The organism is Streptomyces sp. NPDC056503 (assembly GCF_042794995.1).
Classification (GTDB): Bacteria; Actinomycetota; Actinomycetes; order Streptomycetales; family Streptomycetaceae; genus Streptomyces.
This window is the reverse complement of the sequence record NZ_JBHTST010000079.1, coordinates 1-19,668: the sequence shown is the minus strand read 5'-3', so window position 1 is coordinate 19,668 and position 19,668 is coordinate 1. Positions and strand designations below refer to the sequence as shown.

General features: G+C 74.4%; 13 protein-coding genes. 7 read left to right on the top strand and 6 right to left on the bottom strand.

The window, feature by feature from the left end:
- Positions 1 to 16: 16 nt before the first annotated feature.
- The 4 genes from ACFQ8C_RS22870 to ACFQ8C_RS22855 all read right to left on the bottom strand — a co-directional run bounded on the left by ACFQ8C_RS22870 (position 17) and on the right by ACFQ8C_RS22855 (position 7,850).
- Complete coding sequence (locus ACFQ8C_RS22870; RefSeq protein ID WP_383460547.1) at positions 17 to 1,954, bottom strand: TOMM precursor leader peptide-binding protein; 1,938 nt, start codon at positions 1,952 to 1,954, stop codon at positions 17 to 19.
- The gene (locus ACFQ8C_RS22865) at positions 1,944 to 4,181 is read right to left on the bottom strand and encodes a TOMM precursor leader peptide-binding protein (protein WP_383460544.1); all 2,238 of its coding nucleotides are present in this window, start codon (positions 4,179 to 4,181) and stop codon (positions 1,944 to 1,946) included. Before ACFQ8C_RS22865 ends, ACFQ8C_RS22870 begins: the two co-directional genes overlap by 11 nt.
- Before the next feature lie 188 nt (positions 4,182 to 4,369).
- Complete coding sequence (locus ACFQ8C_RS22860) at positions 4,370 to 6,268, bottom strand: BTAD domain-containing putative transcriptional regulator (protein ID WP_383460541.1); 1,899 nt, start codon at positions 6,266 to 6,268, stop codon at positions 4,370 to 4,372.
- 565 nt (positions 6,269 to 6,833) lie between these two features.
- Positions 6,834 to 7,850, bottom strand: a complete 1,017-nt coding sequence (locus tag ACFQ8C_RS22855) for an endonuclease/exonuclease/phosphatase family protein (RefSeq protein ID WP_383460539.1) — start codon at positions 7,848 to 7,850, stop codon at positions 6,834 to 6,836.
- A gap of 179 nt (positions 7,851 to 8,029) precedes the next feature.
- Here ACFQ8C_RS22855 and ACFQ8C_RS22850 point away from each other — a divergent pair, with 179 nt between their 5' ends.
- On the top strand, positions 8,030 to 8,797 hold the full coding sequence (locus ACFQ8C_RS22850) for an NPP1 family protein (protein WP_383460537.1): 768 nt from the start codon (positions 8,030 to 8,032) through the stop codon (positions 8,795 to 8,797).
- Positions 8,798 to 8,819: 22 nt separating this feature from the next.
- Here the strand turns inward: ACFQ8C_RS22850 and ACFQ8C_RS22845 are convergent, their stop codons facing one another.
- Positions 8,820 to 10,124 (bottom strand): ROK family protein, encoded by a 1,305-nt coding sequence (locus ACFQ8C_RS22845; RefSeq protein ID WP_383460535.1) that lies wholly within the window; start codon positions 10,122 to 10,124, stop codon positions 8,820 to 8,822.
- A gap of 171 nt (positions 10,125 to 10,295) precedes the next feature.
- Here ACFQ8C_RS22845 and ACFQ8C_RS22840 point away from each other — a divergent pair, with 171 nt between their 5' ends.
- From ACFQ8C_RS22840 to ACFQ8C_RS22820, 5 genes are all read left to right on the top strand, one after another.
- Entirely contained in the window at positions 10,296 to 11,606 is a 1,311-nt protein-coding gene (locus ACFQ8C_RS22840) for an extracellular solute-binding protein (protein ID WP_383460533.1), read from the top strand.
- Positions 11,607 to 11,617: 11 nt separating this feature from the next.
- Positions 11,618 to 12,610: a carbohydrate ABC transporter permease gene (locus ACFQ8C_RS22835; RefSeq protein ID WP_383460531.1), complete on the top strand. Its 993-nt coding sequence runs from the start codon at positions 11,618 to 11,620 to the stop codon at positions 12,608 to 12,610.
- A gap of 37 nt (positions 12,611 to 12,647) precedes the next feature.
- Positions 12,648 to 13,487, top strand: coding sequence for a carbohydrate ABC transporter permease (locus ACFQ8C_RS22830; RefSeq protein WP_383460572.1), 840 nt, complete (start codon positions 12,648 to 12,650; stop codon positions 13,485 to 13,487).
- Positions 13,488 to 13,522: 35 nt separating this feature from the next.
- Positions 13,523 to 14,890, top strand: coding sequence for a GH1 family beta-glucosidase (locus ACFQ8C_RS22825; RefSeq protein WP_383460528.1), 1,368 nt, complete (start codon positions 13,523 to 13,525; stop codon positions 14,888 to 14,890).
- A gap of 71 nt (positions 14,891 to 14,961) precedes the next feature.
- Entirely contained in the window at positions 14,962 to 16,116 is a 1,155-nt protein-coding gene (locus ACFQ8C_RS22820; RefSeq protein WP_383460526.1) for a phosphotransferase, read from the top strand.
- Between the two features lie 90 nt (positions 16,117 to 16,206).
- Here the strand turns inward: ACFQ8C_RS22820 and ACFQ8C_RS22815 are convergent, their stop codons facing one another.
- On the bottom strand, positions 16,207 to 17,226 hold the full coding sequence (locus ACFQ8C_RS22815) for a LacI family DNA-binding transcriptional regulator (RefSeq protein WP_383460524.1): 1,020 nt from the start codon (positions 17,224 to 17,226) through the stop codon (positions 16,207 to 16,209).
- Between the two features lie 190 nt (positions 17,227 to 17,416).
- Here ACFQ8C_RS22815 and ACFQ8C_RS22810 point away from each other — a divergent pair, with 190 nt between their 5' ends.
- Positions 17,417 to 19,609 carry a discoidin domain-containing protein gene (locus ACFQ8C_RS22810; protein ID WP_383460521.1) on the top strand — a complete coding sequence of 731 codons (2,193 nt, stop codon included), beginning with the start codon at positions 17,417 to 17,419 and terminating at the stop codon, positions 19,607 to 19,609.
- Positions 19,610 to 19,668: the final 59 nt, after the last annotated feature.

Below are 19,668 nucleotides of genomic sequence, written 5' to 3'. Positions count from 1 at the left end.
TGGCGTGCGGGTCGGCTCAAGGGAACGGATGGGGGGCGGGATGGAGGCCGGCGGGTCCGAGCGCGGCCCGGGTCCGGGGCATGTGGCGGGCGCGCTGCCGCGCCCAGCCGAAGTCGATCGGCAGCAGTCCGGGCACCAGCACCTTGACCGTGTGCAGACCGAGGGCCCGCTGCTCGGGCAGGGTCTGGTCGACGACGACCACGTCGAAGCCGTCCGCCGCCACGGCGTCCACCGCCCGCAGCAGGTCCTCCCGCAGATCGGGCGAGGCGGCCCGCCCCGAGGCGTCGGGCCATGCCAGGTCCGCGACGGCGAGCGGCGGACGCGGCTCCTCCTGCCGCAGCAGGAAGTCGGCGTGCCGGCCCATCTCCGGGATCCCGTACAGGATCGGATGGTCGTGCAGGCTCGTGACCAGGTCGAAGTCGGCGGCCATCGCCCGCAGCCGGGCCTCGTCGCGTACCGTCCTGCCGACCAGGTTGACCGCGTCGGTGGCGATCTCGCACAGCGCCGAATCGAGCGCCGACTCCGGGTCGAGCCCGGCGCCGGCCCCGAAGCACATCCGGCCGGTGCCGCCGTCGACCCGCTCGGCGCACGCGGTGACCACCGGGATCGGGAACCCGACGCGGGTGTCGAAGAACCGGGCCCGGTAGCCGTACATCGCCAGCCGGTCCACCATGTGCCGGGTGGAGCGCCGGGCGCTGGTCGCCGCGTCGATCTCGCGCAGCGGCCGCCGCCCGTACCAGGCCAGCAGGAAGGCGTCCCGCTCGACGACCTCCATCAGGCCGAAGTAGACGGCCTCCTCCAGGCTGCCGCCGGAGGCGCAGCCGTTGGAGCTCTCCTGCACGAAGCGGTGCTCCAGACCGGGCGCGTGATAGTACGCCAGCACCTCCGGCACCGGCCGGGGCTTCCCGTCCCGCAGCGACCAGCCCCACACCCACGGGATCGGCCGGTCCGGGGCGAACGGCGTCACCCGGGGGTTGGCCCGGTAGAAGGCGGCGTCGTACAGACCGGTCTCGCGCGGGTCCACCGCGTCCGGGCCCAGCTCGTCGAAGGAGGCGACGAGCGAGGCGGGGCGGGTGCGGGCGCGCATCCCCGCGTACCGTTCGAGCCCTTCCAGGACCCCGATGCTCCGGCTGCGGTCGTAGGTGTCGGCGTGCCCGCCCCAGAACGTCTCCCGCAGATAGGCGCCGGAACGGGTCGAGAAGCAGCCGACGGTGGCCGAGGTCGTGGTCGAGGCCACGTCGAAGACGACCGACGGACCGACCGCGCCCCAGTGCGGGTTGGCGAAGGCGTCCACCGGCAGCCCGTACGCCTCGACCGGCCGCACCCGGAACGCCCCGGGACGGTGCTTCGGCGCGGGCCGCAGGGCCGGCTCGGCGCCCTCGGCCGTGTCCGTGCCCACCCGGCCGCACACCGGGCACTCCGGGTCGGGCACGAGCGGATGGGTCCGGACGGTGAGCGAGTCCAGGTCGAGCAGCCGGACGTACGGATACGGACCCGGCCCGGCCGGCTCCCCGTCGAGCCCGGCCACCAGCGCGGCCACGGCCGCCGCCGCGAACGGGATGCCGTAGGGCCACGCGCCCGCCGCCCGGGTGTCCCCGCCCAGTTCGAGCCCCTCGCGCAGCGGCACCGACCGCACGCCCTGCCAGCGCCGCTCCAGACAGGTCGCGCAGCCGGGCGCGTTCTCGGCCGACGGCCGCGGACCGATCACGATCTGACGCCCGTACAGTCGCACCGGCAGCGCCCCGGCGCGACCGGCCGCCCGGGGCGGGGCGGTGTAGGCGTCCACGAGCCCCAGTGCCGCCACGTCGAGCTCCCGCTCCGCCGCGAGCTCGGCGAGGGCGGTGCCCAGCGCCCGGGCGAAGGAGTCCGCCGCCGGATGCCCCGGGTCGGCGAGGTCGGGGCGGGTCCCGGCCGGTGCTCCGCGGTCCGGGGGAGCGCTGGTCTCAGCCGGCATCGGCGGCCGCCCGGGTCAGCAGGACGCGGACGGTGAGGATGCCGGCCGTCGGCAGGTCGGCGGCGTGGGTGGGCACCACGAAGGCGTCCCGCCCGGCCGCCGCGAGCCGCTCCAGGATCCGCGCCCACCCCACCGGCGCCCCGGCCCCCTCGGCCGGACCCGCCTCCGTCACCCGTACGAGCGCCGGGTCGAGGTCCCGCAGCAGCGGATCGCCCGGATCGGCGGCGATCCTCGACTCCGGTCCCTCCGAAGCCAGTTGGGCATCGCCGAGCAGCTCCCGCACGGCGTCGACGGCGGCGCCCGGCAGATCGAGGGCCGCGCCGACCGCCCAGCGGCCCGCGCCGCCGCCGGTCCCGGCGGTCCGCGCGAGGACCACCGAGGCGCCCGAGCGGTCCCGCTCACCGAGGTCGAGCAGCTCCACGTCCCGTTCCAGGAGCGCGGCCGAGCGCAGCAGGAACGTCAGCTCCGGGTCCTCCCCGCACGCCTCGGGCACGAGCACGGCCACCCGGCCCCCGCCGGCGAGCGCCAGGCGCAGGGCGTCGTGCGCCAGCGCCGACAGGAGTCCGGCCGCCGCCGCCTCCGGCAGGTCGCCGCCCGCCCCGGCGCCCGCCCGGGTCGGCTCGAAGCGCCGGTCGGCGTTGGCCGGGCCGAAGGGCCGCACGGCACCGGCCGGCAGCCGCACGGCCTCCTTCGTCAGCAGCGAGGTCCCGGTCGTCCACGCGGTCGCGGCACCGGAACCGCCCGTCCCCGAGGCGATCGTGAGCGATTCCGGCGCCACCTCCGGGAGTCCGGCCGCCGCCGGCGCGGCGCCGGGCACCACGTGCTCCGCGTAGAGCGCGGCCGCCGCGTTCAGCGCCCGCAGCCGCGCCCCGGCGGTGTGGTGCACGTCGAAGGCGGTGACGGTCCGGACGCTTCCGGAGCCGAGGCCCAGGGTGACCGCGCCGACCTTGAGCGGCGTCTGCGTCAGCCGCTCGTCCGCGTAGGCGGTGAACACCCCGGCGTGCGGCCCGACCAGCGCCGACCGCCGCTCCAGCTCCGCCAGCGGGCCCTGCGCCGCGTCGTCGTCCGGCGCGGTGGCGACCGTCGGGAGGAAGGCCGGCCGGGCGGGCGCCGACGTGAGCTCCACCGGCTCGGGGGCGGCGGCCGGCCGCGCGCAGAACGGGCAGCGGGGGTGGGGCAGCAGCGGCTCGGCGGCCACGTCGAAGGTCGCGGTGTGCTGGACGAGCAGCTTGTCGCGGGTCTCCGCCGGCAGGACGCCGGTCGTCAGCCGGAACACCTCGTACCCGAGGAGGTTCCCCAGCATCGCGGCGAGCGGCCCGGTCGGAGCCGGCCCGGCCGTCCCGGTGCCGAGCGCCAGCCCGCTCCACAGCGTGGCCGCGTCGGCCGCCTCGCCCGCCGCGCCCAGCCGGAGCGCGGCACAGGCCCAGCAGGTGGTGGCCTCGTCGTTCATCACCGGGCCGACCACCGCGCGGTCGCCGAAGGTCCAGGCGGGCAGCAGCGCCCGGCCGGCCGGGACGCCCGCGCGCAGCAGCTCCAGGACGGTGCCGGGCGTGCCGGGCGCGGCGGCGGCCACCACCAGGTCGTACCCCTCGTACGCGGCCCAGCCCGCGCCGCCGGCCGGGAGCACCGCCAGCTCCACCGGGCAGCCCTCGGCGGCGAGCGCGGCGGCCTCGGCGCGGACGGCGGCGAAGTCCTCGGGGAGGGTGGCGCCGGTGCCGTCGGCGAGGGCGGGCTCGACGCCGACGGCGGCGCAGCCGTTGCGGAGCAGGGAGAGCACACACCAGCGGGCCACGGGACCGTCGCCGAGGACCGCGACCCGGGTGGCGCGGTAGCGGGCGAAGCGGGCGTCGGCGTCGTCGGCGTAGTGGTCGACGTAGGCGATCTGCGGGGCGAAGCGGTCGGCCGCCGCCGCCGGGGCGGCCGGTTCCTCCGGGGGCGCGGTGACGGGGCGGGCGAATCCGCGCGCGTAGAGCGCCTTCACCAGTTCGCCCACCATCGCCTTCTGCCGGTCGCCGAAGCCGCCGCAGATCTCCTCGACGGTGCGTGCGCCGTCGAGGTGGGGGAGGAGCAGGGTGGCGAAGCGGTAGCCGGACGCGCCGGTGAGGCGGAAGCCGCCGTCGGCGTTGTGGAAGATCACGCCGTCGGGGGTCCGGGTGTAGAGGACGTCGCGGCGGACGCGCGGCCGGGTTCCGGCGACGTCCGTGTACGACGGTGAGGAGCTGCTCATGCGTGCGTCACACCTCTCGTGGCGGGGCGGGGGCGGGGCGGAACGGCCCGGGGGGTGCGGGGCCGGCCGCCGAGGGGATGGCAACGGTGCGGTGGGGGCGGGTGGGGACGGTGGGACGGAACGGCTCGCGAGGGACGCCGTCGGAAGCGGGAGGGGGCGGGAACGGGGCGGGCGCGGGGACGGGGCCGTCAGCGCAGCGCGGCGGGCAGGGGCGGCCGCGGTGGGGCCGGCGGGGGTGCGGCGGGGGCGCCCGCGGTCCGGCGGGCGTGCGCCCGCAGCAGGGCGAGCGGCCGGAAGGCGCCCGGCAGGCCCTCCTCCAGGAAGCCGGCGTCGAGGAGCCGTTCGAGGATCAGTTCGGCCGTCTCGGCGGGTACGTCGAGGACGGCGGCGGCGCGTTCCGCGGTGAGCGGCTCGAACGGGCAGGCGGCGAGGCGCAGATGGGCCTCGGCGAGGGCGGGGGAGAGTCGGCCCAGGGCCTCGTCGAGGCGCTGCGGCACGGAGGTGCGGGGGTCGTCGGAGAGGCTGAGGCGCCCCGCCGGATCGTGGGCGAGCCAGTCGGCGTAGTCCGCGAGCCGGAGCCGGGGCCGGGTCAGCAGCCGGGCGGCGGCGATCCGCAGGGCGAGCGGATGGTGGCCGCAGGCGTCGGCGAGGCGCCGGGCGGCGGCCGGTTCGGCGGCGATCCGCTCGTGGCCGAGCGCGGTGGTGAGCAGCGTGCGGGACTCCGCCGGGGCGAGCGCGCCGAGCCGGTGCACGGTCCCGCCGTGGGTGGCGACCAGGGCGGCGAGTCCGGTGCGGCTGGTGACGAGCGCGGCGGCGTCGGCGTGCGCGGTGAGCAGCGGGCGCACCTGGTCGGGGTGGACCACGTCGTCGAGGACGAGCAGGGCGGACCCGGCACGGGGCCCGTCGGGCAGCGCCCGACGCAGCTCGGCGGCGGCCTCCTCGGCCGTGCGCGGGGTGCCGTCCGGGTGGGTGAGCTGGACCAGGGCGCTGCCGCCGGGGTGCCGGTCGGCCACGAGGTGGGCCACGTGGAGGGCGAGGGCGCTCTTGCCGATGCCGGGGGCGCCGGAGAGGACGGCCACGGGGGCGCGGCCGCCGTCGGCCTCGCCGCGGGTCAGCAGCCGGACCAGGGCGTCGACCTCGTCCTCCCGGCCGGTGAAGCCGGGCACGGTCGGCAGCGGCGCGGTGGCGGTTCCCGGCGGGGACGCGGAAGCGGTGGCGCGGACGGCTCCGGCGGACCGCTCCGAGCGGGGCTCCGCGGTCCGCTCCAGGACGGTTCCGACGGTGGTCCCGACCGTGGCCCCGACGGTGGTCCCGACCGGGTACAGCGGTCCTCGCCCGCTGTCGTCGGGGCCGAGGTCCTCGCCGCGCAGCATGGCCAGTTCGAGCCTCCGCAGCTCGGCCCGGGGGTCGACGCCGAGCCGGTCGCGGAGCTGTTCCTTGATGCGCCGGTACTCGGCGAGCGCTTCCGTCTGCCGTCCGAGCCGGTAGAGCGCCGTCATGAGCTGTTCGGCGAACCGCTCGTGCGCCGGGTATACGCGCGTAACCTCCCATAGATCGACGAGGGCTTCGCGACATCGACCGTGCTCCAGTTCGATGTCCACGACCCGCTCCAGGACCCGCAGCCGTTCCTCCGCGAGGCGCGGCACCTCGTCGCGGTGGAGCAGTTCGGAGGGCACGTTGGCGAGCAGGGGCCCCTGCCAGAGGGCGAGCGCGGCGCGCAGCTCGTACAGCTCGGAGCCGGGGTCGCCGGTGGCGGCCCGCTCGACGAGCCGGCGGAAGTGGAGCAGGTCGAGGCTCCCGGCGTCGGCGTCGATGCGGTAGCCGCCGGCCACCGCCACCACGGCCTGGTCCTCGATGCCGTACTTGGCGAAGAGCCGCCGCAGCCGCAGCACGCAGCTCTGCAGCGCGGCCTTGGCGGTGGGCGGCTGGTCCTCGCCCCAGACCGCCCCGCGCAGCCGGTCGGTGGAGACGATGGAGCCCGGGCGGACCAGCAGCGCGGCGAGCAGCGCCGTCGGCTTGGACGGCGGGAGCACGACGGTGTCCCGTCCGTCGGTGATGCTCAGGGGCCCCAGCAGTTGGAATCGCACGATGTCTCCGTCTTCCCCGAGTCCGGACCCGGCCGCGGTCGTGTCGCGGGCCGGTGATGCCTGGTCGTACGACGGACGGGTGGCGGGTGCGCCGGCCGTCCGTGTCTGCGGATCCGGCCCGGCGGCGGTCGACCGGCCGGGCGGAAGGGCTACACCCCGGCGGAGCCGGGACGCCGGAGACGGGGGGTGGGGGGCCGAGCGGGGACAGCGGGCATGCGGAACCACCGGGGGGAGTGGAGGGGCGGGCGATGCGCTGGGCGGTCGTGGCCGGGAATGGCCCGGAGGTGGGGGGCGTGACCCCGGTCGGCGGCGGGGTCAGGACGGAAGGTACAGGGAGCGCGAGGGGCGGACCAGGGGGCGTGTGCTTCAGGTCAAGCGCCCCTCCGAGTGCTTGACGGTTCGGTGTCCGATGTGCGGTCGCGGAACCGGAAGCCGGACCGGTCGTGGATCACCGAGGTCGCCGACCCGGTGTGTCCACGATCCGGACGGTCGCCGGAAGCGTGTCCCCCCGGTGGGGGCGCTGTCGGCGGGCCCGGCCCGCGCGCGAACAATGGCCGTTTTTCGATCAACTTCCGGCCGGGGGAATCGCGTCGAGGGCGATCCGGGCCAGGATCGGGAGGTGGTCGCTGCGCGTCTCGGGGAGGGTGCGGATCCGGGCCACGGTGCCGCCTCGGGCCAGGACCTGGTCGATCCGCGCCACCGGGAGGACGGCCGGGTAGCTCAGGGCGAGGCCGCGCTCGGGGACGTCGAGGCGCGAGGTCAGCGGGGCCAGGCCGCGGTCGTCGACGGTGCCGTTCAGGTCGCCGGCCAGGACCACCCGCGCGGACTTCTCCGCCGCCAGGATCCGCCCCAGGCGGGCGGCGCTCTCGTCGCGCCGGGCCGACGCGAGGCCGGCGGGCCCGAGGCGGACGGACGGCAGGTGGACGACGTACGCCGCCACCTCCCCGTACGGCGTGCGCACCTCGGCCCGCAGCGCCCGCTGCCACGGCTCGGCGATGTCCGGCGGCTTGATGTCGAGGGCCAGGGTCTCGCCGAGCGGGTGGCGGGACCAGAGGCCGACCGTGCCGCGCACGGCGTGGTACGGGTAGCGGGGCGCGAGCTCCCGGCGGTAGACCGCCAGCGCCGGATCGACCAGCTCCTGGAGGGCGATCAGGTCGGCGCCGCCGTCGGCCAGCGCCCGGGCCGTGCCGGCCGGGTCGGCGTTGTCGTCGGCGACGTTGTGCTGGATCACGGTGAGCTCGCGGGCACCGGGCGGCCCGGCCGGCAGCAGCAGCGGCCCGAAGGCGGCGGTCCACGCCACGACCGGGACGAGCAGCGCGACCAGGGCCGTACGGCTGCGCCGGGCCGCCGCGCAGAGGAGCAGGAGCGCGGTGAAGGGGCCGAGCCAGAAGAGGAACGTCTCCAGCAGGCTGCCCAGCCGCCCCGGGGTGTTCGGCACGCGGCGGTGCAGCGCGAGCACCCCGGCGGTCGCCAGGCCGAGGACGGCGAGCAGCCGTCCGCGCCGGCGCCCGCCGCCCGGCGCGCGCCGGATCCGCCACGGCCACCGCACGCCCGGTTTTCCCTCGCGCCCCGCCACGTCCATCCGCCCTTCCCCCGGCCTTCCCCCGACGTCCCTGATCAGGACGTTCCCGGCCGTCCGGCGGTTGCCGGCCGTTTGGGGCCGACTTGGGATGGGCATGTCAGGGCCCGGTCGTCCGTCCCGCCTGGCGCACGGTGCGACCCCTCACCCCCCATCACCTCGACCCCACCAGGGAGCCGGAGTTGAAGACCTCGCGCCGTGTCACCAAGGGAGCAGCCGTCCTCGGCAGCGCCCTCGCGCTCCTCCTCGCCTTCCCGGGCGGCGCCCTCGCCGCTCCGCCCCCCGCGCTTCCCGCGAACGCGGACGCCCTGGAGCGGACCTACCAGCCCGCGTACGACTACGACACCGACGGCTGCTACCCGACGGCCGCGATAGGCCCCGACGGCACCCTCAACCCCGGCCTCAACCCCTCCGGCACGGTGAGCGGGCAGTGCCGGGACTCCTGGGACCTGACCGGCACCAACGGCTACGCCCGCTCGCTCTGCGACAACGGCTGGTGCGCGGTCCTCTACGGCCTGTACTTCGAGAAGGACCAGGCCGTCTGGGGCAGCGGGCTCGGCGGCCACCGCCACGACTGGGAACACGTCGTCGTCTGGATCCAGAACGGGCAGGCCCAGTACGTCTCCACCTCGAACCACGGCTCCTTCACCGTCCACGCCCGCGACAGGATCCGCTGGGACGGCACCCACCCGAAGGTCGTCTACCACAAGGACGGCATCTCCACCCACTGCTTCCGCGCCGCCAACACCAACGACGAGCCGCCCGAGAACCACCAGGGCACGTGGCAGTTCCCCGCGCTCGTCGGCTGGAACGGCTATCCGCCCGGCCTCCGCGAGAAGCTCAGCCAGGCCGACTTCGGCAGCGCCCACTTCGGCCTGAAGGACGGCAGCTTCGCCGACCACCTGGCCAAGGCGAAGCCGGCCGGCATCGCCTTCGACCCCTACGCGTAGTCCGCCGGGCGCGGGCCGGGGCTCAGGTGGAGACCCGGTCCCGCAGCGCGGTCTGCCAGGCGGGCGCCGGGATGCTCGGCGCCCGCTCGGGCCGGCGGCCGCCCTGGGCGAAGAAGTCGACCAGCGGCAGCAGCCCGGCCCCGACCGTCACCGCCTCGGGGCCGAGGGTGCCCAGCGCGATCTCCGTGCGGTCACCGGGGTGGCGGAGCGCGTACGCGCGGGCGTACGCCGACACGACGGCGAGGAAGCGGGTGCCGAGCTGGAGCCCGGCCCAGCCGCCGACGAGGATCCGCTCGGGCTGGAAGAGGTTGACCAGGTCGGCCATGCCCGCACCGAGGTACTCGGCCGTCTCGTCGAGCACCGCGAGCGCGATCGCGTCCGCCGCCCCGTCGCCCTCCGGATACGCCGCGGCCAGCATCGCCGTGAGCGCCGTCTCCTCGTCGGCCCCCGCCGGCGGGTTCCCGCCGGCCTCGCGCCAGCGTTCGAGCAGCGCCTCGGCGCCCGCGTACGCCTCCAGGCAGCCCTGGGCGCCGCAGCGGCAGCGCCGGCCCCGTACCCGTACCGTCAGGTGGCCCCACTCCAGTGCCCGGCCCGGGCCCAGCGGGTCCGTGACCACGCAGGCGCCGACGCCGGAGCCGAAGAGGACGACGACGGCGCTGCGGGCGCCCCGCCCCGCGCCGAACCACATCTCGGCCTGGCCGAGGGTCTTGGCGCCGTTCTCGATGCGGTACGGGACCTCCGGCGGCAGGTCGACGGCCTCGCGCAGCAGCCGTTCCAGCGGGACCGCGTCCCAGCCGATCGTCTGGCCGTGCACCACCGCCCCGCTCCCGTCGGTGCGCTCCACGATGCCGGGGACGCCGATCCCGACGCCGAGCAGCCGTTCCGGGGGGACTCCCGCCGTGCGCAGGACCTCCGCGATGCCGTCCCGGAGGTGGGCGACGACGACGCCGACCTCGTACCGGCCCGTGCGCGGGCCCGACGTCGCCAACGGGCGCTCCGTGCGGGCCAGTTCCGTGAGGGCGAGGTCGAACAGCTCGATCCGGACCCGGGTCTCGCCGATGTCGACGCCGATCATGTGGCCGCTGCCCGGCGCGATCCGCAGCAGGGTGCGGGGGCGGCCGCCCGCCGAGTCGACGCTGCCGGCCTCCTCGACGAGGCCCTCGGTGACCAGCTCCGCGACCACGTTGCTGATCGAACCGGAGGAGAGGCCGGTCGCGGGGCCCAGCATCAGGCGGCTCATCGGGCCCTCGAAGTAGAGCCTGCGCAGCACCGCCGTCCGGTTCTCGCGTCGCAGGTCGCGCACCGTGCGGCCACTCTTCGCGTGCACTCTCGTCCCCGTCCGTCGTAGTCGTCGGCTGCAACATACCCGCACGACAAGCCTTGACGCGACCTTCTCATGGGGTTTAACTCACATCCTAAATTAAGCCGACGCGGTGGAGAGCGGTCCGGGCGCTCCCCCTGTCGGTACTCCCGCCTTCCCTGAAAGGGACCAGGAGCCATGCGCAGAATCAGAGCCGCCGTCACGGGTGCCGTCACCCTCTCCCTCGTTCTCACCGCGACCGCCTGTGGCGGCGGCGGAGAGGACGGCGGCGGCCAGGCGACGAAGACCCTCACCTACTGGGCGTCCAACCAGGGCTCCAGCCTGGAGGTCGACAAGAAGGTCCTCCAGCCCGAGCTGGAGGAGTTCGAGCGCCGCACCGGCATCAAGGTCAAGCTGGAGGTGGTTCCGTGGTCCGACCTGCTCAACCGGATCCTCACCGCCACCACCTCGGGCCAGGGCCCGGACGTCCTCAACATCGGCAACACCTGGAGCGCCTCGCTCCAGGCCACCGGCGCCCTCCTCCCCTGGGATGCGAAGAACTTCGACGCCATCGGCGGCAAGGACCGCTTCGTCGACTCCGCCCTCGGCTCCACCGGCGTCCCCGGCCAGGACCCGGCCGCCGTCCCGCTCTACTCGATGGCCTACGCCCTCTACTACAACAAGCAGATGTTCAAGGACGCCGGCATAGCCAAGCCGCCGACGACCTGGGACGAGGTGGTCGCCGCCGGCAAGAAGCTCAGCAAGGACGGCAAGTCCGGCATCGGCGTCGAGGGCTCCAACCTCTCCAACAACATCCACCAGGTCTTCGTCCTCGCCAAGCAGCACGGCGCCGACTTCTTCACCGCCGACGGCAAGCCCGACTTCACCTCCGACGGCGCCGTCGCCGCCGTCAAGCAGTACGTCGACCTCATGGCCACCCACAAGATCGTGGCCGCCGGCAACGCCGAGTACGCCCAGAACCAGTCCCTCAGCGACTTCGCCAAGGACAAGACGGGCATGGTCCTCTGGCAGACCCCGTCCCAGACCTTCGCCTCCCAGGGCATGTCCGAGGAGGAGTGGGGCGTCGTCCCCGCCCCCGTCCCCTCCGGCAAGCCGGGCACCGGCACCGCCACCAACTCGATGGTCGCCGGCATCAACATGGCCGTCTTCAAGAACACCAAGAACCTCGACGGCGCCCTGAAGTTCGTGAAGTTCATGACCAGCGACGAGGAGCAGACCGCCCTCAACAAGACCTACGGCTCCGTGCCGCCCGTCAAGACCGCGCAGAAGGACCCGGCCTTCGCCGGCCCGTCCCTCGCCGTCATCCGCGACACCCTCGCCTCCAGCGCCGCCGCCCTCCCGCAGGTCCCGGAGGAGTCGCAGTTCGAGACCGTCGTCGGCACCGCCGTCAAGGAGCTCTTCGCCGACGCCGCCGCCGGCCGGCCCGTCACCACCGAGTCCGTCAAGGCCAAGCTCGACAAGGCCCAGCAGCAGATGCCGAAGAAGTAGGCACCAGCCCCATGACCCAGACCGCCGTCACCCCCGTACGGGAGCCGGCGGTGCGCAAGGCCACACCCGGAGGGGCGCGCACCGCACGCCGCTCCAGGCGTCGCCATCTCGCACTGCCCTACGTGCTGCTCCTGCCCGCCCTGGTCCTCGAGCTCCTCGTCCACCTCGTGCCGATGCTCATGGGCGTCGCCATGAGCTTCAAGGAGCTCACCCAGTTCTACATCCGCGACTGGGCGAGCGCCCCGTGGTCCGGACTGGACAACTTCTCGGTCTCGCTCGACTTCGACGCGGCCGTCGGGCAGTCCCTGCTCAGGTCCTTCCTGACCACCTGTCAGTTCACCGCGCTGTCGGTCGGCCTCTGCTGGCTCCTCGGCACGGCCGCCGCGATCCTCCTCCAGGAGAACTTCCGCGGCCGGGGCATCCTGCGCACCCTGTTCCTCGTCCCGTACGCACTGCCCGTCTACGCCGCCGTCATCACCTGGGCGTTCATGTTCCAGCGCGACAACGGCCTCATCAACCACGTCCTCCACGACCAGCTCGGCATCGGCGACAGCCCCGCCTTCTGGCTCATCGGCGACAACAGCTTCTGGGCCCTGCTCGTCGTCTCGGTGTGGAAGGGCTGGCCGTTCGCCTTCCTCACCGTCATGGCCGGCCTCCAGAACATCCCCCGGGACATGTACGAGGCCGCCGCCCTCGACGGGGCGGGCATCTGGAAGCAGATCCGGCACATCACCCTGCCATCCCTGCGCCCGGTCAACCAGGTCCTCGTCCTGGTCCTCTTCCTGTGGACCTTCAACGACTTCAACACGCCGTTCGTGCTCTTCGGCGAGGCGGCACCGGAAGCCGCGGACCTGATCTCGCTCCACATCTACCAGTCGTCCTTCCAGACGTGGAACTTCGGCACCGGCTCGGCCATGTCCGTGCTCCTGCTGCTCTTCCTCCTCCTCGTCACGGGCGTCTACCTCCTGCTCACCACCCGCGGAAGGAAGACCTCCGATGTCTGACGCCGCCCACGGGCGCCCGGCCCTCCCGCGCTCCCCGATGGCCCCGCCCCGCTCCTTCCTCTGGACCCGGCGGATCGTCCTCACCCTCCTCACCGGCTTCGTCCTGCTGCCCGTGTACGTCATGGTCTCCAGCTCGCTGAAGCCGCTGGAGGACGTCTCCGGGAAGTTCGAGTGGATCCCCTCCGGCCTCACCCTGCGGCCGTACGCGGACATCTGGGAGACCATCCCGCTCGCCGACTACTTCGTGAACTCGATCGTCGTCGCCGGCGCCGCCACCGTCTGCTCCGTGATCGTCGCGATCTTCGCCGCGTACGCCGTCAGCCGGTACTCCTTCCGCGGCAAGCGGGTCTTCACCGTCACCGTCCTGTCGACGCAGATGTTCCCCGGCATCCTCTTCCTGCTGCCGCTCTTCCTCATCTACGTCAACATCGGCAACGCCACCGGCCTCGCCCTCTTCGGCTCCCGCGAAGGTCTGATCCTCACCTACCTGACCTTCTCGCTGCCCTTCTCCATCTGGATGCTCACCGGGTACTTCGACGCGATCCCGCGCGAGCTGGACGAGGCGGCGAAGGTCGACGGCTGCGGCCCGATCGGCGCGCTCTTCCGCGTGATCGTGCCGGCCGCCCGGCCCGGCATCGTCGCCGTCGCCGTCTACGCCTTCATGACCGCCTGGGGCGAGGTCCTCTTCGCCTCCGTCATGACCAACGACACCACCCGCACGCTCGCCGTCGGGCTCCAGGGCTACTCCACCCAGAACGACGTCTACTGGAACCAGGTGATGGCCGCCTCCCTCGTGGTGAGCGTCCCCGTCGTCGTCGGCTTCCTCCTCCTCCAGCGCTACCTCGTCGCCGGCCTCACCGCGGGTGCGGTCAAGTGACGACTCCCCAGCCCCGTTCCGCAGAAAGGCACCCCGTGTCCGACCCCACCGCCGCCCCGATCGACCTGGCGGCCTTCCCGCCCTCCTTCGCCTGGGGCACGGCCACCTCCGCGTACCAGATCGAGGGCGCCGTCGCCGAGGACGGCCGCGCCCCCTCCATCTGGGACACCTTCTCCCGCGTCCCCGGCGCGATCGACAACGGCGACCACGGCGACACGGCCTGCGACCACTACCACCGCTGGCCCGAGGACCTCGCCCTCATGAAGGAGCTCGGCACCGACACCTACCGGATGTCGGTCGCCTGGCCCCGGGTCCTCCCCGGCGGCGACGGGCCCGTCAACGCCGCCGGCCTCGACTTCTACGACCGGCTCGTGGACGGCCTCCTCGACGCCGGCATCACCCCCTCCGTCACCCTCTACCACTGGGACCTGCCGCAGGCCCTCCAGGACCGGGGCGGCTGGACCTCCCGCGAGACCGCCGAACACCTCGCCGCGTACGCCTCCGTCGTCGCCGACCGCCTCGGCGACCGCGTCACCCGCTGGGCCACCCTCAACGAGCCCCTCTGCTCCGCCTGGATCGGCCACCTGGAGGGCCGGATGGCCCCGGGCCTCACCGACCTGACGGCCGCCGTCCGCGCCTCGTACCACCTGCTCCTCGGGCACGGCCTCGCCACCGCCGCCATACGGGCCGCCGCCCCCGGCGCCCGGATCGGCCTCGTGACGAACCACTCCACCGTCGAGCCCGCCTCCAGCAGCCCCGAGGACCTCGCGGCCGCCCGCCGCATGGACGGGCACAGCAACCGCTGGTGGCTCGACCCGGTGTACGGACGCGGCTTCCCCACCGACATGCGCGAGCTGTACGGCGTCGAACTCCCGGAGAAGCCGGGCGACCTGGAGACGATCGCCGCCCCCCTCGACTGGCACGGCCTCAACTACTACTTCCCGGTCACCGTCGCCGACGACCCCCAGGGCCCCGTCCCGTACGCCCGCGAGGTCCGGCTCCCCGACGTGCCCCGCACCGGCATGGACTGGCAGATCGAGGCGGCGGGCCTGGAGAGCCTGCTGCTGCGCCTCACCGAGGAGTACGGCGTCCGCGAGCTGTACGTCACCGAGAACGGCTCGGCCTTCCCCGACGCCACCGGCCCCGACGGCGCCGTCCACGACCCCGAGCGCACCCGCTACCTGGAGGAGCACCTCGCCGCCTGCGCGAGCGCGGTCCGCAAGGGCGCCCCGCTCGCCGGGTACTACGCCTGGTCCCTCCTGGACAACTTCGAGTGGGCCTACGGGTACGACAAGCGCTTCGGCCTCGTCCACGTCGACTACGCCACCCAGAAGCGCACCGTGAAGACCAGCGGCCGCAGGTACGCCGAACTCATCCGCGCCCACCGGGAGCTGCGCGGCTGACCGCCGACGCCCATGACCGCGCGGGGCGGCCGGCACGCCCCGCCCAGACGTCCGCGGACGAGGAGGGTCCCATGACCGACAGCGCCACCCCGCCCCCCGATCCCGATCCCGACCCCTCTTCCGATTCCGTCACCGTCGCCGTCGCCGTCACGCATGCCGATCCCGCGCCCGGAGACTCCGGCGACTCCGGCGACTCTGGCGGCTCCGGCGGCTCCGGCGGCTCCGGCGTCCCGCACCCCGGCCCCGACGACGTGGCCGCCCGGCTGCGTCGCGCCCTCGGCCCGGTGACCGTCGTCCGGAGCACCCCGCTCGGCGGGGGCCTCTACAACTCGGCCGTCCTGACCGAGCTCGACGACGGCAGGCGCCTCGTCCTCAAGACCGCCCCGAGGGCCGACACGCCCGCGCTCACCCACGAGCGGGACCTGCTCGGCACCGAGGCGCTCTTCCACCGTCTCGCCGCCCGGGCGGGAGCCCGGGTCCCCACGGTCCTGCACCACGAGCCGGCCGGGGCCGGCACCCCCGCCGAGTGGCTGCTCCTCACCTACCTCGACGGCACCACCTGGGACGCCGCCCGGGCCGGCCTCACCCCCGCCGACACCGCCGCGCTGCGCCGCCGGCTGGGGGAGGACCTGGCCCGGGTCGCCTCGGTCACCGGGCCCGTCCACGGCTACCCGCGCCCCGCCCTCGGGCTCTCCGCGCCCGACTGGCCCCGCGCGTTCACCGCCATGTTCCACGCCGTCCTCGCCGACGCGGACCGGTTCGGCGTCACCCTGCCCGTCCCGGCCGGGCGCCTCGCCGGCCTGCCCGACCGGTTTCGCCGGCGGCTCGCCGAGGTGGACCGGCCCGCACTCGTCCACTTCGACGCCTGGGCGGGCAACCTCGTCCTCGGCCGGGCCGGCGACGGCTCCTGGCGCCTGGACGGCCTCATCGACGGGGAGCGCGCCTTCTTCGGCGACCCCCTGGCCGAGTTCGTCGGGCTCGACCCGCTCGGCTCGGCCGAGGACGACCCCGATCTCCTGGCCGGCTACCGCTCCGTCGCGCCCGGCCTGACCCTCGACACCGGCGCCCGGATCCGCCTGGCCCTCTACCGCGTCTACCTCGCCCTCGTGATGCGCGTGGAGTCCGTCCCGCGCGCCTACGACGGGGAGTTCGCGAGCTGGCTCGACGCCTGGTCCGCCGAACGCGTCACGCGGCAGGTCGCCGTCCTGGACGCTTCGGGGGCGTGACGAGCCCGGAGGCGTGACGGCCCCGGAGGCGTGCCGCGCCCTGGCGGTGCGCCGGGCCCTGGAGGGGCGTCCGGGTGGGGCGCGCCGGGGTCAGGCCGACTCCCGTACGACCAGGACCGGTTCGAAGACCCTCGAACCGGTCTCCGGCGCGCCCGCGTCCAGCCGGGCCAGGAGCAGCCGGGTCATCGCCGATGCCATCTCCTCCACCGGCTGCCGTACGGTCGTGAGCGGGGGAGCGGCGGCCCGTGCCGCCACCGAGTCGTCGAAACCGATGACCGCCACCCGACCGGGCACCGCCACGCCCCGCTCGGCGAGGAGGCGGCAGGCGCCCCGTGCCATCAGGTCGTTGGCGGCGAAGACCGCGTCGACGTCCGGGTGCCGTTCGAGGAGCCGGGCCATCGCGTCCCGGCCGCTCTCCTCGGTGAACAGGCCCCGTTCGACCGGAACGTCCGTCACCCCCCGGGCCGCGAGCGCCTCCGCGTACCCGTCCAGGCGCTCGCGCGCGGTCGCCGCCGTCACCGGGGCGGCGATCGTCGCCGGCCGCCGTCGCCCGGTCGCCCACAGGTGCTCGGCCGCCAGCCGGGCGCCCGCCGTGTTGTCCAGGTCCACCCAGTCGCAGCGGACCCCGGCGCGCGGCCGGCCGAAGAGGGCGGTGGGCAGTCCGGCCGCGACCAGCATCCCGGGCAGCGGATCGTCCTCGTCGAGCGGCACCACGAGGGCCCCGTCGGCCCCGCCGCGCCGCAGGTACTCCACCAGCTGCACGCGGGCCGGCTCGGACTCCGCCACCAGCAGCACGGGCTGCACCGCGCGCTCGCGCAGGACCGGGAGCACGCCGTCGACGACGCGCCCGAAGAAGGGGTCGGAGAAGAGGCGCGCGGTGAACGATCCGCCGGTCGCGGACAGCACCAGGGCGACCGCGCCGGTGCGCCGGGTCACCAGGGAGCGGGCCGCCTGGTTCGGTGCGTAGCCGGTGCGGGCGATCGCCTCGCGTACGGCCTCCTGGATCTCCGGAGCCACGTTCCGCACGCCGTTGACGACCCGGGACACCGTCGCGCGCGACACCCCCGCCTCGCGCGCGACGTCCTCGAGCGTCGGTCCTCGATTCCCCATCCGCGCACTTTATCGGTGCGCCGTGTCCGGTGGCGGGGAAGTCGGCGGTGCTCACCCCCGCCAAGCGATCGATGCTTAATGCAAGTCAAAAGAAAAGTCGTGTCGTACGCCTTGACCGTCCGCTCCACCCGCATGCAAGGTTTCGGAGAGCGCTCTCCCATGTGTCCGTCACGTATCACCGAGGAGACTCATGTCCTCCGTTGGGTCCCCGCCGGTCCGCCGGCGCCCCGCCCCCACACTCCGCCGTTCCACGGCCGGCGCCCTCGTCGCCGCCCTGGCCGGCACCCTGCTCGCGGTCGTCCCCACGACCGCCGCCCAGGCAGCCGAGACCCTCCTCTCCCAGGGCAAGGCGGCCACCGCCTCCACCCTCGAAGGAGCCGTCTTCCCCGCCTCCGCCGCGGTCGACGGCGACCTCGGCACCCGCTGGGCCAGCCAGTGGCAGGACCCCCAGTGGCTCCAGGTCGACCTCGGCGCGAGCCGGCAGCTCAGCAGGGCCGTCCTCACCTGGGAGGCCGCCTACGGCAAGAGCTACGAGATCCAGGCCTCCGACAACGGCACCGACTGGCGCACCGTCACCGCCGTCTCCGCCGGCGACGGCGGCACCGACGAGGTCGCCCTCGCCGGCAGCGGACGGTACGTCCGGATGAACGGCCTCACCCGGGGCACCGGATACGGCTACTCCCTCTGGGAGTTCCAGGTGTACGGCTCCACCGACGGCACCGGCCCGCAGCTGCCCGGCGGCGGCGACCTCGGACCCAACGTGCACGTCTACGACCCGTCCACGCCCGGCCTCCAGGCCAAGCTCGACGCCGTCTTCCAGGAGCAGGAGTCCGCCCAGTTCGGCGCGGGCCGCCACGCCTTCCTCCTCAAGCCCGGCACGTACAACGGCCTCAACGCCCAGCTCGGCTTCTACACCCAGATCGCCGGCCTCGGCGTCCGCCCCGACGACACCACCATCAACGGCGACGTCACCGTCGACGCCGGCTGGTTCAACGGCAACGCCACCCAGAACTTCTGGCGCGGCGCCGAGGGCCTCGCCCTCAACCCCGTGAACGGCACCGACCGCTGGGCCGTCTCCCAGGCCTCCTCCTTCCGCCGCATGCACGTCAAGGGCGGCCTCAACCTCGCCCCCAACGGCTACGGCTGGGCCTCCGGCGGCTACATCGCCGACTCCAAGATCGACGGCCAGGTCGGCAACTACTCGCAGCAGCAGTGGTACACCCGCGACAGCACGATCGGCGGCTGGTCCAACAGCGTCTGGAACCAGACCTTCTCCGGTACCGAGGGCGCGCCCGCGACCTCCTTCCCCGAGCCGCGCTACACCACCCTGGACACCACCCCGATCTCCCGCGAGAAGCCCTACCTGATCTGGGAGGACAACCAGTACAAGGTCTTCTCCCCGGCCAAGCGGACCAACGCCCGCGGCACCACCTGGGCGAACGGCACCCCGCAGGGCGAGAAGATCCCGCTGACCCAGTTCTACGTCGTCAAGCCCGGCACCACCGCCGCGACCATGAACCAGGCCGTCCAGCAGGGCCTGCACCTGCTCTTCACGCCCGGCGTCTACCACGTCGACCGGCCGATCGAGATCAACCGCGCGAACACCATCGTGCTCGGCCTCGGTCTCGCCACGATCATCCCGGACAACGGCGTCGCCGCCATGAAGGTCGCCGACGTCGACGGCGTCCGCCTCGCCGGCTTCCTCGTCGACGCCGGACCGGTCAACTCCCCGGTCCTGCTGGAGCTCGGCCCGCAGAACTCCGCCACCGACCACGCCGCCAACCCGACGACCGTCCAGGACGTCTACATCCGCATCGGCGGCGCCGGCCCCGGCAAGGCCACCACCAGCATGGTCGTCAACAGCGACGACGTCATCGTCGACCACACCTGGGTCTGGCGCGCCGACCACGGTGACGGCGTCGGCTGGGAGACCAACCGCGCCGACTACGGCGTCCGCGTCTACGGCGACGACGTCCTCGCCACCGGCCTCTTCGTCGAGCACTTCAACAAGTACGACGTCGAGTGGTACGGCGAGCGCGGCCGCACCGTCTTCTACCAGAACGAGAAGGCGTACGACGCCCCGAACCAGGCCGCCATCCAGAACGGCGCCACCAAGGGCTACGCCGCCTACCGCGTCGACGACTCGGTGAACACCCACGAGGCGTGGGGCCTCGGAAGCTACTGCAACTACAACGTGGACTCGACCATCGTCCAGGACCACGGCTTCAAGGCGCCCGTCAAGCCGGGCGTCAAGTTCCACAGCCTCCTGGTGGTCTCCCTCGGCGGCATGGGCCATTACAACCACGTCATCAACGACACCGGGGCGTCCACCATCCCCGCCGGCACCTCGACCGTGCCCTCCACCGTCGTCTCCTTCCCCTGACGGTCCCGCCGGGGCCCGCCCCCCCCCGCCCGGCCCCCCCCCCCCCCCCCCCCCCCCCC